This window comes from Sphingomonas sp. Marseille-Q8236, from assembly GCF_965112005.1.
On record NZ_CBCOPO010000001.1, the window covers coordinates 441,867 to 457,500 of the forward strand.

At 63.9% G+C, this 15,634-nt stretch carries 7 protein-coding genes, 1 tRNA gene, 2 rRNA genes and 4 pseudogenes (1 of these 14 running past the window's edge); 8 read left to right on the forward strand and 6 right to left on the reverse strand.

The window, feature by feature from the left end; translation table 11 throughout:
- Positions 1–40 precede the first annotated feature (40 nt).
- Both ACWPWT_RS02090 and ptsP read right to left on the reverse strand, forming a co-directional pair.
- On the reverse strand, positions 41–1,024 hold the full coding sequence (locus tag ACWPWT_RS02090; RefSeq protein ID WP_454278361.1) for a helix-turn-helix domain-containing protein: 984 nt from the start codon (positions 1,022–1,024) through the stop codon (positions 41–43).
- A gap of 70 nt (positions 1,025–1,094) precedes the next feature.
- Complete coding sequence (gene ptsP, locus ACWPWT_RS02095) at positions 1,095–3,368, reverse strand: phosphoenolpyruvate--protein phosphotransferase (protein WP_454278362.1); 2,274 nt, start codon at positions 3,366–3,368, stop codon at positions 1,095–1,097.
- Positions 3,369–3,544: 176 nt separating this feature from the next.
- Between ptsP and ACWPWT_RS02100 the strand changes: the two genes are divergently transcribed.
- From ACWPWT_RS02100 to ACWPWT_RS02130, 7 genes and pseudogenes are all read left to right on the forward strand, one after another.
- Positions 3,545–4,060, forward strand: coding sequence for a DUF4142 domain-containing protein (locus ACWPWT_RS02100; protein WP_454278363.1), 516 nt, complete (start codon positions 3,545–3,547; stop codon positions 4,058–4,060).
- A gap of 159 nt (positions 4,061–4,219) precedes the next feature.
- Positions 4,220–4,390, forward strand: a pseudogene (locus tag ACWPWT_RS02105) (IS5/IS1182 family transposase); the annotation flags it as partial.
- 367 nt (positions 4,391–4,757) lie between these two features.
- Complete coding sequence (locus tag ACWPWT_RS02110; RefSeq protein ID WP_454278364.1) at positions 4,758–7,376, forward strand: beta strand repeat-containing protein; 2,619 nt, start codon at positions 4,758–4,760, stop codon at positions 7,374–7,376.
- Between the two features lie 48 nt (positions 7,377–7,424).
- A pseudogene (locus ACWPWT_RS02115) lies at positions 7,425–7,496 on the forward strand (hypothetical protein); the annotation flags it as partial.
- 21 nt (positions 7,497–7,517) lie between these two features.
- Entirely contained in the window at positions 7,518–9,494 is a 1,977-nt protein-coding gene (locus ACWPWT_RS02120; protein WP_454278365.1) for an autotransporter outer membrane beta-barrel domain-containing protein, read from the forward strand.
- A 119-nt stretch (positions 9,495–9,613) separates the two neighbouring features.
- Positions 9,614–10,735, forward strand: a complete 1,122-nt coding sequence (locus tag ACWPWT_RS02125) for a helix-turn-helix transcriptional regulator (RefSeq protein ID WP_454278366.1) — start codon at positions 9,614–9,616, stop codon at positions 10,733–10,735.
- 262 nt (positions 10,736–10,997) lie between these two features.
- Positions 10,998–11,249 (forward strand): annotated as a pseudogene (locus ACWPWT_RS02130) (transposase); the annotation flags it as partial.
- A 71-nt stretch (positions 11,250–11,320) separates the two neighbouring features.
- Here ACWPWT_RS02130 and ACWPWT_RS02135 read toward each other — a convergent pair.
- Positions 11,321–12,450 (reverse strand): IS3 family transposase gene (locus ACWPWT_RS02135; RefSeq protein ID WP_413243585.1). Its coding sequence is split into 2 segments (ribosomal slippage): positions 11,321–12,195 and positions 12,195–12,450, totalling 1,131 coding nucleotides; the frame shifts between segments, so codons are not numbered across the junction.
- A 94-nt stretch (positions 12,451–12,544) separates the two neighbouring features.
- On the opposite strand from ACWPWT_RS02135, the pseudogene ACWPWT_RS02140 reads away from it, so the two are divergent.
- Positions 12,545–13,565 (forward strand): annotated as a pseudogene (locus ACWPWT_RS02140) (integrase core domain-containing protein).
- A 116-nt stretch (positions 13,566–13,681) separates the two neighbouring features.
- Here ACWPWT_RS02140 and ACWPWT_RS02145 read toward each other — a convergent pair.
- The 3 genes from ACWPWT_RS02145 to ACWPWT_RS02155 all read right to left on the reverse strand — a co-directional run.
- Positions 13,682–13,758, reverse strand: a tRNA-Met gene (locus ACWPWT_RS02145).
- Between the two features lie 57 nt (positions 13,759–13,815).
- A 5S ribosomal RNA gene (rrf, locus tag ACWPWT_RS02150) occupies positions 13,816–13,930 on the reverse strand.
- Between the two features lie 163 nt (positions 13,931–14,093).
- Positions 14,094–15,634 (reverse strand): 23S ribosomal RNA (locus ACWPWT_RS02155); it runs 1,250 nt beyond the window's last position.

A 15,634-nucleotide genomic window follows, 5' to 3' on the forward strand; every position in this document is an offset into this window, starting at 1 on the left:
TACCCCGTCGCGGCTGTCTCCAGCCTGAAAGCAAGGCCCCTTACAAATCCGCCGGAGCCGTGGCGGCGGTCGTCGGCGACGGCGCAGGTGCCGCTGCGGCCGGGGTTGCGCCACCCGCATCGCCCGCCCCCGTCGTGGAGGAGCGCCGCGCCGGCCGGTCGCGCGGTGCATTACGGCTCGGGGCCGGGCTCGTCGTGGTCGCGGAAGGCGCAGGCGCCCCCGACAGCCGCGCCGCAATCGCGCTGGAGTCCAGTCGCACATCCTTGATTGCACGCGATCCGTCGCCCAGCGGCGGCAGCGCCGTTCCGTTCAGCGTCACGGTCAGCTTGTCGGGACGACCGACATTCAACAGCGGCCCGTTGGCATCCGCAGGCACCTCATATTGCTCGCCCGGCTGGAGCGTGCCGATCTTCAGCGTCTTGTTGTCCGCGTCATAGACCCGCAGCCACACCTCGCCCTTGGCGGTCAGTACGACCTTGCCGCCGGTTACCGGCGTCGGGCTTGGCGCGGGCGCGGGTGCCGCCTCGGTCGCATTGGCGAGCGGGGTCGCGGCGGGAACTTCCTGCGCGGTGCGGTCGCGGCGGAACAGGTCGGTGCCATACCACAGCCCCGCCAGGATCAGCACCGCCAGCGCCAGCCCGACGCCGATGATCGCCAGGCCACGCGAGGGCACGCGGGCCGGATCGGCAATATCCTGCGGCACATATTCGGTCGTGCGACGGCCGAGGCGATCGACATCGGCGCGAACCGCATGGGCGATCGCAACCTCGTCCGCCCCGACGGCACGGGCATAGGCCTTGGCGAAGCCGACCGCATAGGTGGCCGACGGCAGGCTCTGATAATCGGATGCCTCGATCGCCGCGAGATGGCGACTGGGGATGCGCGTGCGAGCGCCGATATCGCCCAGCGATAGCCCTTGCGCCTCACGCGCCATGCGCAGGACGTCACCGGCGCGGGCAGGTGCCGCTGGTGCGGCATCGTGGCCGGGATTGACCTCGTCCATTCTCAACTCCGAAGTGACCATGGCCCACCCCATGATCGCGGTCGTTCTTTCAGAGCCCCGGGCTCAAGTCAACGCGGGGCCCCGGCCAGGGTCAGGCCAATTCCACACCGTTCGTCGCAGCCCAGGCACCAAGCGCCCCACGCATGTCGCGAACGGGATGCGTGAGCAGCCGCGCCATCTCCTCGGCGATCGCCGAACGGTCGAGCGAGCGGATCATCGCCTTGACCGGCCCCACCGCCGCAGGGGTGATCGATAGGCGTTCGATGCCCAGGCCGATCAGCGCCATCGCCTCCAGCGGACGCCCGCCCATTTCACCGCAGACGGCCACCGGCACCCCCGCCGCACGCGCCGGATCGACCACGCGGCGAAGGAAGCGCAGGATCGACGGGCTAAGCCAGTCATAGCGCTCCGCCAGCTTCGGATTGGCGCGATCGGCGGCGAACAGGAACTGGGTCAGGTCGTTGGTGCCGATCGACAGGAAATCGACATTCGGCAGGATCAGGTCGAGCTGTTCGGCGAGCGCCGGCACCTCCAGCATCGCGCCGTAACGGACATCGAGTGGCAGGCGGCGCCCGCGCGTGCCCAGCCATGCCCGCTGCGCCTCGAACAATGCCTTGGCCTCGTCGAACTCCCAGGCTTCCGACACCATCGGGAACATGATGTGGAGCGTCCGCCCCGCCCCCGCCTCGATCAGCGCGCGGGCCTGTGCCTTCATCAACCCGTCCCGTTCCAGCGCGAGGCGAAGCGCGCGCCAGCCCATCGCCGGATTCTCCTCATGCCCATCGGCGGTGTTGAGATAGGGCAGCGCCTTGTCCCCGCCGATGTCGATGGTACGGAACACGACGGGACGGTCGCCCGCCGACTCCAGCACGTCGCGGTACAGCCGCTGTTGCCGCTCACGTTGCGGCAGGGTGGCGGACACGAGGAACTGGAATTCGGTGCGGAACAGGCCGATCCCGTCCGCGCCCGTGGTGTCGAGCGCGGCGGCATCGTCGCGAAGACCCGCATTGACCATCAGGGTGACGCGGTGCCCGTCCTTCGTCACCGGCGGCACGTCACGCAGAGCCGCGAAGGCCGCTCGCCGTTTCTGGCGCAGCGTCAGCTTGGCCTCGAACGCCTCCTCCATCGCGGAGGTGGGACGGACCAGCACGCTGCCCTCGGTCACGTCGAGCAGCAACTGGTCGCCATCCGCAATCTGGCGGCGGACATCGCTGACCCGGCCCAGCACTGGCACGCCCATCGCCCGCGCCACGATGATGACATGCGCGGTCAGCGACCCTTCCTCCAGGATGACACCCTTCAACCGCCGACGGTCATATTCCAGCAGCTCGGCGGGCCCCAGATTGCGCGCGATCAGGATCGTGTCCTGTCGCAGCCCCAGTTGCGCCGCCGTGCCCATCTGGCCCGACACGATGCGGAGCAGCCGGTTGGACAGGTCCTCCAGATCGTGCATGCGGTCGGCGAGCAGCGGATCGTCAATCTGGCGCATCCGCTGGCGCGTACGTTGCTGCACGCGTTCGATCGCGGCCTCGGCGGTCAGGCCGCTGTCGATCGCCTCGTTGATCCGGCGGGCCCAGCCTTCGTCATAGGCGAACATCTTATAGGTCTCGATGACCTCGACATGCTCGCCGCCGACACCGAACTCCGCCTCGCGCGCCATGCGATCAATCTGTTCGCGCATCTTGTCGAAGGCGGCATAGACGCGGCGACGCTCGGCATCGATGTCCTCGGCGACCGTATGCTCGATGACGATGCGCGGCTGGTGATAGACGGCGAACCCGCTGCCCATGCCGTCGACGAGCTTCTGGCCGCTCAAGCGGATCGAGGCGGTCATCTGCGGCCGCGCGCCCGCCGCGCCCGCCGCATCGATCAGCCCGGCATTGGCGATCAGCTCGGACAGCACCATCGCGACAGTCTGAAGCGCTTCGATCTCGACATCGGCATATTTGCGCGGGTCGGTATGCTGTACCGCCAGCACGCCCACCGCCCGTTCCCGCCGGATGATCGGCACGCCCGCAAAGCTATGGAACCGGTCCTCGCCCGTTTCCGGCTTATAGGCAAAATCGGGGTGGCTGGCCGCTTCGTCGAGGTTCAGCACCTCGACATCCTCGGCGATGGTGCCGACCAGCCCCTCGCCCAGCGCCATCTTGGTGACGTGCACCGCCTCTTCGGCCAGACCGCGGGTCGCGAACAGTTCCAGCACGCCCTCGCGCAGCAGATAGATGGAGCACACCTCACTGCCGATCGCCTCGCCGATGATCTGAACCACCTGGTTCAGCTTGGCTTGAGCGGGCGTGCGCGACGCCATGACGTCGTGCAGGCGAACGAGGATCTCGCGGGCGGATGCGGCGGCCGAAACGGGCATGGCGACAGGGCTAACAGACGGGATGCGGCGGTGTCATGTGCTAATATCGCAGCGCCGGGGTTCAATGTCGCAGGCACCCCAAATAAAGATGCTGATTTGCATTATATCTCAGATATTTATCTGGAACAGCGGCGAGTGCGGCCGGTTGGTTTGGCTATTCGTCACGGGAGAGCATCATGCCCAAGATCCTATCCGTCGCGCTTGCCCTGGGGGTCACCGCTGCCCCGGCCATCGCGCAGACCCCACCTCCGCCGCCGCCCGCAGAGGCCAAGGCGCAAGCCGACGCCTATGTGAAGGCCGCCGGGACAAGCGATCTGTACGAGATCACCTCCAGCCGCATCGCGCTGCAGAAATCGCGTAACGCCGATGTCCGGCGATTTGCGCAGATGATGATCGACCACCATCAGAAGACGACCGCCGCCGCCGTCCGCGCCGCCAAGCAGGACGGCCTGTCGGCCACGCCGCCCAGGCTGGGCCCTGCCGAGGCGTCGATCGGCGAACTGCGCCGCGCCTCCGCCCAGGACTTCGACCGATTATATATCGGCCAGCAATTGCCCGCGCATCAGGCCGCGCTCGACCTGCACCAGAGCTTCGCCGCGAATGGCGACAAGCCCGCGCTGAAGACCAGCGCGCAGAGCGCGGTGCCGATCGTGCAGCAACATATCCAGATGCTGCAACAGATGCAGCCCTGAGCCTGCCCCCTCCCCGAGCCTGGCTCAGGGGAGGGAACGCCGCGAAGCGATGGTAAAATGGTATCGGCACCCAGCGCCAGCATCCGCACCCCCAGGTCGTGCGGTCAGCTGCGCCCCCCATCCCACGCCCAACGCGGATGAGTCACCGTCTAGCATTCTAGGAACTGCAACTTCGTGACCGTCCGGCACGATGTCGGCCAGGACGGCTTCATCCGCTATCGCGCGCGACAGCAGGACTGTGGCGGCTGCACCCTGCAGGATCGCTGAACGCCCAACATGCCCGTGCGCAAGGTCATCCGTTCGATCCACGAAGGGGCCCGCGACATAGCCACTACCCGCCTGAGCCGGTCGGCGCTGTACCGTGCAACCCAGCCGCAGCTTGCCTCCTTTCTGCACCCCAACGTCTTCAACACGATCGGATCGTACGGGACCCTGCTGGGACAGCGTGCGATCGAGTGAATTCACATCCGGCTAAAAGAGTCCGCAGAGTTGCGGCCGACAACCGAAGCTGGCCCTTGCAAGGCAGCGACAAGCAAGCTCTTGCTCGCACAGGACGATTCAAGAATTTCCGCTAGATGTTCGGTCAATATCCTGATCGAGATATGACGCCACATGTGGGCAGCAATATCACATCCAGCATTGCGAACCAGGCAAGCCAAAGCGCGCTCCTGGTTCCAGCTTTTGCGGGGGGATTGATATGCACAGCCCATCGGCCACGTCGGTTCCTGACGGCAGCCGCAACATATTCTTCGGTTCGCAGCGTACGCGATCGCTCGGGGCCGCCCTGCTCGCTGGCAGCGCGCTTTGCGGAACGCTATTGTCGCCGGGTTCGGCGGTGGCGCAAAGCGGTCAGGCCATCGCCGTGGATGCGCGCAGTCGCCCGGCCACGGCCCCCGTCACGGTCGACAGCACAAGCATCACGACGACGCAGGGCCAGCAACCGGGCATCTTCGTCAGAAGTTTTGACAGTCAGACCGCTTATGCAGGCACCATCAACGTCGCGAGCGGCTCGATCTCAACAGAGGGTGTCAATTCGTCCGGTATTGTCGTCGCTGACGCCGTTCGCCCGGGATTTGGCCTGCGCGCCGCGCGCGGCGGCACGGATATGCTTTCGATCGTCAGTCAGTCGATCAGCGTCAATGGTGCTGGCGGCATGGGCATCCTCGTCGATCATCGGGGTCCGATCAGCATCAAGAGCGGCTCGATCACGACGAGTAGCCAAAATGGTGGGAACGCCGGCATTTACGTTTGGGCCGGCGACCGGGTCGACATCGACAGCGACCGCATTACGACGCCGAACGGGCCAGGCATCGTCATATACGGTGCTTCGGGGGCCGTTCGCATCAATGCCGCGTCCACGACGGTCGGCACCGGCGGCGACGTCGGAGTGTTCGCACGGACCAGCACCGGCGACATTTCTATCGTAGCGGGCACAACCTCGACCGCGCGGCGGGATATACTGAACGGTCAAATCACGGCCGATGGCGTGATCGGCATCTCGACGGGCGGCGGGGCGATTACCATCGACGCCGGTACCACGACGGTCGCCGGCGTGTCCGCGTGGGGCGTAGCGGCCAGTACGACCGGCGTTGCCACGATCAAGAGCGGCACCGTATCCACCAGCGGCAGCGACGGCATCGGTGTTTATGGTCGCGGCGACGGGGGCGGCGTGACGATCGCCAGCCAGAACGTCACTACATCCGGCAGCAATGCGCACGGCATCTTTGCCGTATCGACCAGTGGCAGCGGCCGGGTCGACAGCACCGGCACGATCCGCACGTCCGGCGCCGGCGCGTCGGGCGTGCGGATGCGGGCGACGAGCGGCGCGCTGCAGGCGACCGTGGCCGCCGTTCAAGCCTCCGGTGGGGCCGCCCATGCGATCGATCTGGCGACAACAGCGGGTGGAACCATCGATCTCAAGGTCCGTGGGGCCGTGGCGGCATCCGGCGGAGAACGGTTCGCCGGCGCGTTGTTGAACGGCAGCGGCGCGCTGGCCGTCTCAGTGGACGCCGGCAATAGCCTGACCGGATCGGGCAGTGGCCTAATAGCGCAGGCGGGCAAGCTGGTGCTCGACAATGCAGGATCGATCATCGGCACCGGCGTGCGTGCCACGACATCGGAAGCGCAAGAGGCTGGCGTCCGCGTGCAGTCGACCGCGGTCATCCGCAACACCGGGCTGATCGAGGGCCAGGAACACGGCATCGTCACCACCCAACTGCCGGTGACCGACGCGAACGGCACGACGCGGCTGGCGTGGGTGTCGGTCGATACGGACATTACCAACAGCGGCACGATCCGCGGTCGCACCGACGACGCGCTCGCGATCTTCGGCGGCGGGACGATCCGCAACACCGGCGTGATCGAAGGCCTGGACGGAACGACGACCGATGGCATTCAGCTGCAATGGTATCCCGGCGTCGACAGCGGTCGCGCGCAGATCGGGACGATCACGAACAGCGGTCGCATCGCCGGCGCGCGATACGGCATCCTGCTGGCCGGCGGCGGCGACATCAACAATAGCGGCCGGATCGAAGGCGGCACGGCAGCAGTGGTCCTGTCCAACCAGCAGCAATCGGGCAAGACCGGTACGTTGACGAACAGCTCGAACATCTACAGCCGCGATGGTTCGGGCGTCGTGTTCAACCTGGCGTCGGGGACGATCAGCAATTCGGGCATGATCGAAGCCGGCGCCTTGGGCATCGATGCGTCAGGAAGCCTTACGCTGGAAAATCTCTCCAGCGGAGCCATCATTTCGGCTGGCACGGCACTGCAAAGCCGGGACGAGGTGAAGATCGTCAATGACGGTGCGATCATCAGCAACGGCACGTCGGCAATCGTCGCAAGCCGCGGCGGGAACATCGACAATCGCGGAACGATTTATGGCGCGGCCGCACCATCGATCGTCACCGGCGCTCCGACGATTTTATCCAATTCCGGTACTATCGGGCAGTTCGAAGACTTTCTGGGCGTCCGTCTAAGCAGCGGCGACGATCAGGTCTTCCTTCGCACCGGATCGAAGATATTCGGCGGTATCTCAGGCGGCGGCGGCAACGACAGCGTAACGCTGCTGGGCACCAGCACGCAATCGGTCGGGCCACAGATCGTCGAGCGACTGGATGGTTTCACCGCGCTCAATGTCTCGCAGGGCTATTGGAACACCGGCGGCAAGGTCGGAAGCGTCCTGGGCCTGACTATCGCTGCGAACGCCACATTGCAGATGAATTCGGTTACCGGCAGCGCCGGCGTGCTGCCGGTGCAAGCCGAGTTCATTCGCAACGACGGGCGACTGGTCCTGAACTTCGCCGACACGGTCTAGCTCGGCACCGACCTGTCGTCGATCACGGGGACTGGCGCCGTATCGCTGATCGGCTCGGGCACGCTAAATGTTGCGGGCGACGTTCTGCGGCATAGTGGCGGAACCAGCATTTCGAACGGCACCTTGCGTCTAACCGGGACGATGGCGGGCGATGTCGCGACGTCCGGCAGCGGCAGCTTCATCCTCGGCGACGGCGGCACCAGCGGCAGTTTCACGGGCAATCTGGTCAACAACGGCAGCTTCGTCTTCGCCCGCAGCGACAGTTACGATTTCAAGGGCGCATTCTCCGGCACCGGCAAGCTCGAGAAATACGGCAACGGCGTCCTGACCTTCTCCGGTGCCTACAACTTTACCGGAACCACACAGGTTTTCGGTGGGTCGGTCGTCCTTGCCGGCGCGGTCCAACCATCGGCGAAGTTCGACGTGTCACAGGGCACCTTGTCCTTGGCCGGAAACCAGACCATCGCCGGCCTGTCCGGGACATCCGGCGGCACGGTCGCGCTCGGCAGCGGCGACCTGACGATCAACCAGAGCGCGTCGAGCACATTTGCCGGAACCATTGCCGGCACCGGCAACCTTCGCCTGAGCGGTGGCGGGACGCTGAACCTGACGGGCGCCAGCACCTTCACCGGGACCACGACCGTCGAGAGCGGCGTACTGAAGGCAAACGGATCGCTGGTTTCCGCCGTCCAACTGGAAAGCGGCGGTACGCTTGGCGGAAACGGGTCCGTCGGCAGCACGTCCGCCAATGGCGGCCGGATCGGCCCGGGCAATTCCATCGGTCGACTGACGGTGGCCGGCAACCTGACGTTCGGCGCCGGATCGGTATTCGAAGTCGAGGTCGACGCGGCCGGTCGAGCCGACCGGATCGATGCGACCGGCGTGACGACGATCGCACGGACCGCAAGCGTCCAAGTGCTCGCGGAAAACGGAACCTATCAGCCGCGCACCGAATACACCGTCCTGACCAGCGCGGGCGGCATCAACGGCACCTTCGGTGTCGTCACGTCGAACCTGGCGTTCCTGTCGCCCCGGCTGACCTATGGCGCGACGGCGGTGACGCTGGTCCTATCGCGCAACGACATCGATTTCTCTGCCGTCGCCGCGACGCCGAACCAGGCTGCGACCGCGAATGCCGTGGAGACGTTAGGCGCCGACAGCCCGATCTTCGACCGGGTGCTGGTGCAATCCGCCGATACGGCCCGCCAGTCGTTCGATCTATTGGCCGGCGACATCTATGCCAGCACCTCTGCCGCCCTGGTCAGCAATGCACGCAGCGTTCGCGATGCGATGGCCGCTTCCGCGCCCATATCGTCCGCGCAGGGTGTCTTTCCGATCGCATCGACGAAGACGGGATGGGGCAAGGCGAAGTCCGTCGCGACGAAAATGGAAAGCAGCGCAGCCGTGCTCGGTGTCGGCTATGCCGCGAACGGCGCCTTCGTTGGTGTCGCCGGGACGGTGTCACGGTCCGACCAGGCGGCCGGTCCGCGTGCTGCCTATGCCGCGGCCGATGGCTGGGGGGTGGCCGGGGTCGTCGGATACGGACGCGACTCGCTGCAATTCCAGGCTGGCGTCAGCGCGACCTGGCACCGCGTCCATGCTGATCGCCGCGTCGACTTCGGCGGCGCGACCGTGCAGCGTGGCCGATACGACGCCACGACCCGACAGATCTTCGGCGGCGTTTCCTATGACCTGTCGAACGGCCCGCTCGACTTCGCGCCCTTCGTCCAGCTCGCGCAGGTCCGCGTGGTATCCGACGGCTTCACCGAAACGGGCGGTGTCGCGGCTCTCGCGGTTCGCCGACACGGGATGGAAACCCGCTTCATGACGACCGGAGCGAATGTCCGCATTCCCGTCGGCAGTGGTACGCGAATCATAGGCCGTGGCGGATGGCAGCATGGCTGGGGCGATCTGGCCTCGGTGACCGACAATCGCTTCGTCTCGGGCGGCAACCCATTTCGGATTGCGGGCGCGACGCTCCCCAAAGACGCCGCGATCATGGACGCGGGGATCGAAGCCGAAATCGGTCGGGCGCGGGTTCGCGTGTCCTATGCCGGCAGTCTCGCATCGCAGTGGAGCGACCACGGCGCACAGGCGGCGATCACGCTGGCATTCTGACGTCGGGTCCGGCCTCGCTTCGACACGCAGCGAGGCCGGACCCAAACAAATGGCACTGTCAGGACAAGCGTTCAGATATTGATCTGCATTGATCTGAATCTATAAATTCCGCCCGAGGAATGGAAACGCTTCGGCCCTTGGAACCTGCCGGTTCGCGCGTCGCCGAGTTGCTTGCGGATGCCCCGTTAAGCGCTGATGGATGGACCGTCGCTCTGAAGGCGCTGGCCGAGTATACGGACGCTGGTCGCGCGCAACTTATCGGCTTCGGCGCGATCGATGCGCTGCCATTCAACCTGTTCGCCGGGATGGACCCGATCCCTGCCGATAGGCAGATTGAATCGGGCGGCACCGATCCCGACAGGAGCTGGCGGCTGGGGAGTTCGGGCGCCGTCCTGAAGGTGGTCGGAGAGTGGGACTACGCCGCGCGGCGGAATCGGCCACGAAGCGATGCCTACAACGCCGTGTGCGAAGCGTGGGACATTCCCTACGGCGCGCAAACCATCTTATGGGACGACGACAGCGCCAAAATCGGAATCGCGACGTTTCGCGGGTTCCGCGAGGGGCCAGGACGTCGCGAACACGAAGCGCGCTTTGCCGCCATCGCGCCGCACGCCCGCACTGCCGTTAGGATGCAGCGCGCGATCGAATGCCAGGGCGAATCCCTTACCCTCGGCGCTATCGAAGCATTGGGTGTCGCGGCATTTCTACTCGACCGATTGGGCCGTGTCGCGACGATCAGTCCCGAAGGCGAAATCGCTCTGCGACAGGGTACGTTACGGCTGGATGGCGGCCGATTGGCGGGCCGAACGACGCTCGACGATGGCCTGCTGCGTACCGCGGTCAATCGCGCATTGCGCGGCCTGCCGCAGTTGTCCGAACGACTGTGGCTTTCACCGCGCGAAGATGTGCTCGATCGCAGTTGGTGCGAAGTCTACCCGTTGCCCCGGCGCGAATGGGCGACGCTGTTCCGCCCGCATGTGCTTGTCACGGTCAATCGGACGAAGCTGCTCGCGTCTTCGGACACACAAATGCTGGCTCTGCGCCAACTGTTGCAACTGACACCAAGCGAAGCGGATATTGCTATACGGCTAGCCAATGGGGAATCGCGCGGCGATATCGCGGAGTCGCGACAGACAAGTGTCGGAACGGTCTCTATTCAACTCAAAAATATTTTTCAAAAATCGCGAACACACAGAGAAGGCGAACTGATTTCACTGATCAATCGTTTGATAGGGGGATAGTAAGCTTCAATCATTCGGATATAAAAGGGTACCATCACTCCATCTCATTCTCCTATATAACTGTTGGCGCTTTTTGATAGCTATCGCACTGCGATATGAACGGAGATCCGCTTGCGGAACTGAACATATGTCTGGAGTGATCATAAATAGGTCAGCTTGCTTCGACTTGAGCTCTCAATCCCTCACTCGAGTCCAGGTGACGTGCCCCCCCGTTTCTTCATCCACCTGGAGCTAGAGACCGGCCCTTGAAGGGACGGACGGAATGAGGCGGAAGCAGTTTTCGGAAGAGCAGATCATCGGCACTTGGAAGGAGGCCGAGGTGGGTGCGGTGGTGACGGAGCTATGCCGCAAGCACGGCATATCGAGCGCGACCTACTATGCATGGAAGGCGAAGTTCGGCGGCCTGGAGGTATCTGACGCAAAGCGGTTGCGGTCGCTCGAGGAGGGGAATGCCCGGCTCAAGCGGCTGCTCGCGGACACGATGCTGGACAATGCGGGGTTGAAAGACCTGCTGTTGAGCTGCCCCCTTCTGAGTGGTCCATCGACTATGACAGTCTGGACCAAGGATGACGGTCCCCCGGTTTCTCATCCGGGCATGATGCGAGTTTCCGGTTTGCATCCGTCGGGGTTAACCCCGACGGATGCAGCATATTCGGCTGGCGTGAGCCAGCCAAGCGCCGTGTGAGGACGGCTCTCGTTATAGTCCCGCCGCCAGGCCTCGATCTTGGCACGAGCGTCCGCCAGCGACAGGAACCAGTGGCTGTTCAGGCACTCGTCGCGAAGCCGGCCGTTGAAGCTCTCGACGAAGGCGTTGTCGGTCGGTTTGCCCGGCCGCGAGAAATCGAGCGTGACGCCGTTCTCATACGCCCATCGGTCGAGCGCCTTCGAGATGAACTCCGGGCCATTGTCCACCCGAATGGTCTTCGGTGCACCACGTACTGACGCGATCCGCGTCACCGCCGCGACAACCTGCTCGCCCTTGATGCCCTGATCGACGTCGATCGCCAGCGCCTCGCGGGTGAACGCATCGACCACCGTCAGTGCCCGCAGCCGCCGGCCATCGAACAAGGCATCCGAGACAAAGTCCATCGACCACATCTCGTTGGGCGCCGAGGCCGCAGGCTGGCGTTCGCGGTTCGCCGCGCTGACGTTGCGACGGGGACGCTTGAGCCGAAGGCTCAATCCATCCTCCCGATATAGCCGGTAAACCCGCTTGTGATTCACCAGCCAGCCCTCCCTGCGCAGCAGGATGTAGATCCGAAAATAGCCATAGCGCACCCGTGCTGCCGCCAGATCGTGGATGCGCAGCCGCAGCGGCGCCTGGTCCGGCTTGTGCGACACGTAGCGCACCGATGAGCGGTCGACGCCGAGCGCGAGGCAACTGCGCCGCTCGCTGACGCCGTGGGACGCCTGGACGTACGCGACGATCTCGCGCCGTCGCCCAGGCGTCAGAGCTTTTTTGCTAGGACATCCTGCAGGATATGCTTGTCCAGGCTCAGATCCGCGACGAGCTGCTTCAGCTTGCGGTTCTCGTCCTCGAGTTGCTTGACCCGCCGCAGCTCGCCGACGCCCAGCCCGCCATACACCTTCTTCCAGCGATAAAAGGTCTGCTCCGATACGCCCATACGGCGGATGACCTCCGCCACCGGCGTGCCCGTCTCCGCCTGCTTCAGCGCAAACGCAATCTGCTCTTCCGTGTATCTCGACTTCTTCATGTCCCAGCTCCTTGCCCGCAGGCTTCAAAGGGCCGGAAAACTCTCACTCAGCTTGGATGAAAAAATAGGGAGGACGTCAAGGAAGGGACAACGAATGCCTGCGAAGAAGCACAAGCCGGAGGAGATCATCGGCAAGCTGCGTGAGGTGGAGATCGTGCTGGGCCAGGGCGGCACGACCGCGGAGGCATGCCGGCGGATCGCGGTCAGCGAGCAGACCTACTATCGCTGGCGCAAGGAATATGGTGGCCTGAAGACGGATCAGGCGCGTCGGATGAAGGATCTGGAGAAGGAGAACGCCCGGCTGCGGCGTGCGATTTCGGATCTAACGCTGGACAAGCTCATCCTGCAGGAGGCGGCGAAGGGAAACTTCTGAGCCCCGCACGGCGCCGGCGCTGCATCGACCAGGTCCGGGAGGTGGTGGCCGTGTCCGAGCGGCGCGTGTGCCGCGTGCTTGGCCAGCACCGGTCAACGCAGCGCAAAGTGCCGTGCGGGGCAGATGATGAGCAGGCGCTCACCGACGACGTCGTCGCGGTGGCAAAGCAGTACGGGCGCTACGGTTACCGTCGGGTGACCGCGCTGCTGCATGCGGCGGGCTGGTCGGTGGCCGACGGTTCCGCGTGCTCAACATCGTCGACAACGTCACGCGCGAATGCCTCCGGGCGGTGGTCGATACGTCGATCTCGGGCCGGCGGGTCGTGCGCGGATTGACCGATCTGATCACCGAGCGTGGCAAGCCGAAGATGATCGTCAGCGACAACGGGACCGAACTGACGTCGAACGCGGTGCTCGCCTGGTCGGGCGATGCAGGCGTCGAATGGCATTACATCGCGCCGGGCAAGCCCACGCAGAATGGGTTCGTCGAGAGCTTCAACGGTCGCATGCGCGACGAGCTGCTCAACGAGACGCTGTTCTTCACCATCGGTCAGGCCCGCTCGATCCTCGCCCGCTGGATCGACGACTACAACACCGAGCGACCGCACTAGTCGCTCGGCTACGCCACTCCGGCAGCCTTCGCTGCCGGGCTCGAACAGCAACGGGCGGGATTAACCCCGCCCGTTGCTTCACCTGCGCTCAGGCGCGACAACACAGGTCGGTCTCTGGTTGCCGCTGGATGAAAGACCGGGGTCACGTCAGTCCCGCAGCGGAGGTGGTGGCCAGCGCGGCGTCGCCAGCGCGTATGCCCTAAACGACAACGCCGCCCGTGAGGGCGGCGTATCGAGTTCTATGGCGGTGGTTGCGGGGGCAGGATTTGAACCTGCGGCCTTCAGGTTATGAGCCTGACGAGCTACCGGGCTGCTCCACCCCGCGACACTGGGTATAGGGGCAAGGACGAGTGAATGGGTTTTTGTATTCGCGGGCTGTAATGCCTGGCGACGCCCTACTCTTCCACTGCTTGAGCAGTAGTACCATTGGCGCAGTCGGGTTTCACGGCCGAGTTCGGGATGGGATCGGGTGGGACACCGACGCTATGGCCACCAGGCAATAGAGTCCGCGAATAACAATCCCCATCAAGTGGTACTTGATGGGGGCCCCGAGGGGAGGAGACCTCGCTTCGGGGGATTGGGTATAAAATCGATGCACCTGGCTTGGTAATGACCGCACCCTGCCATCTAGCCCAGGGCTGATGGTGGGGGTGTGGAGCTCTCAAGCGCGAATAGGACAATTAGTATCGGTTAGCTCCATGCGTTACCGCACTTCCACATCCGATCTATCAAGGTCGTGGTCTTCGACCGTCCTGAGAAATCTTATCTTGAGGGAGGCTTCCCGCTTAGATGCTTTCAGCGGTTATCCCGTCCGTACATAGCTACCCTGCTGCGCCGTTGGCACGACGACAGGTACACCAGAGGTACGTTCAACCCGGTCCTCTCGTACTAGGGTCAACTCCTCTCAAATTTCGACGCCCACGGCAGATAGGGACCAAACTGTCTCGCGACGTTCTGAACCCAGCTCACGTACCACTTTAATTGGCGAACAGCCAAACCCTTGGGACCTGCTCCAGCCCCAGGATGTGATGAGCCGACATCGAGGTGCCAAACAACCCCGTCGATATGAGCTCTTGGGGGTTATCAGCCTGTTATCCCCGGCGTACCTTTTATCCGTTGAGCGATGGCCCTTCCACGAGGGACCACCGGATCACTATGACCGACTTTCGTCTCTGCTCGACTTGTCAGTCTCGCAGTCAGGCTGGCTTATGCCATTGCACTCTAACAGCCGGTTTCCAACCGGCCTGAGCCAACCTTCGCGCGCCTCCGTTACTCTTTAGGAGGCGACCGCCCCAGTCAAACTACCCGCCACAGAGGGTCCCTGTACCGGTTTCACGGTACGAGGTTAGACATTAAACAACAACAGGGTGGTATTTCACCTATGGCTCCACATCGGCTGGCGCCAATGCTTCAAAGCCTCCCACCTATGCTACACAGTTCTTGTCCAATGCCACTCTGAAGCTGCAGTAAAGGTGCACGGGGTCTTTCCGTCTAACCGCGGGTACTCCGCATCTTCACGGAGAATTCAATTTCGCTGAGCATGTCCTGGAGACAGTGGGGAAGTCGTTACGCCATTCGTGCAGGTCGGAACTTACCCGACAAGGAATTTCGCTACCTTAGGACCGTTATAGTTACGGCCGCCGTTTACCTGGGCTTCATTTCAGAGCTTGCACTCCTCCACTTAACCTTCAGGCACCGGGCAGGCGTCAGGCCCTATACGTCGTCTTGAAGCCGACTTAGCAGAGCCCTGTGTTTTTGCTAAACAGTCGCTACCCCCTGGCCTGTGCCCCCCATGAGAGCTTGCGCTTACATGGGGCCTCCTTCTTCCGAAGGTACGGAGGCAATTTGCCGAGTTCCTTCAGGACACTTCTCTCAAGCGCCTTGGTATACTCTACCTGACCACCTGTGTCGGTTTCGGGTACGGTCTATACGGTGGGGCTATTTCCCGGGACCTCTTCGAGGCACGTCCAATCCGATAAGGACGTACAACACACGAGATCCGTCACACACCACCAGGCCCACGAATATTAACGTGGTTCCCATCGACTACCCCCTTCGGGCTCGTCTTAGGGGCCGGCTCACCCTGCGCGGATTAGCCTTGCGCAGGAACCCTTGGTCTTTCGGCGAGAGGGCATCTCACCCTCTTTATCGCTACTCATGTCTGCATTCGCACTTCCGATACCTCCACGACCCATTACCAG

What these genes read in the sequence shown, in the direction of transcription:
- ACWPWT_RS02090 (WP_454278361.1), bottom strand. Translation starts at nt 1,024, where the DNA reads ATGGTCACTTCGGAGTTGAGAATGGACGAGGTCAATCCCGGCCACGAT.
- ptsP (WP_454278362.1), bottom strand. Translation starts at nt 3,368, where the DNA reads ATGCCCGTTTCGGCCGCCGCATCCGCCCGCGAGATCCTCGTTCGCCTG.
- ACWPWT_RS02100 (WP_454278363.1), top strand. Translation starts at nt 3,545, where the DNA reads ATGCCCAAGATCCTATCCGTCGCGCTTGCCCTGGGGGTCACCGCTGCC.
- ACWPWT_RS02110 (WP_454278364.1), top strand. Translation starts at nt 4,758, where the DNA reads ATGCACAGCCCATCGGCCACGTCGGTTCCTGACGGCAGCCGCAACATA.
- ACWPWT_RS02120 (WP_454278365.1), top strand. Translation starts at nt 7,518, where the DNA reads ATGGCGGGCGATGTCGCGACGTCCGGCAGCGGCAGCTTCATCCTCGGC.
- ACWPWT_RS02125 (WP_454278366.1), top strand. Translation starts at nt 9,614, where the DNA reads ATGGAAACGCTTCGGCCCTTGGAACCTGCCGGTTCGCGCGTCGCCGAG.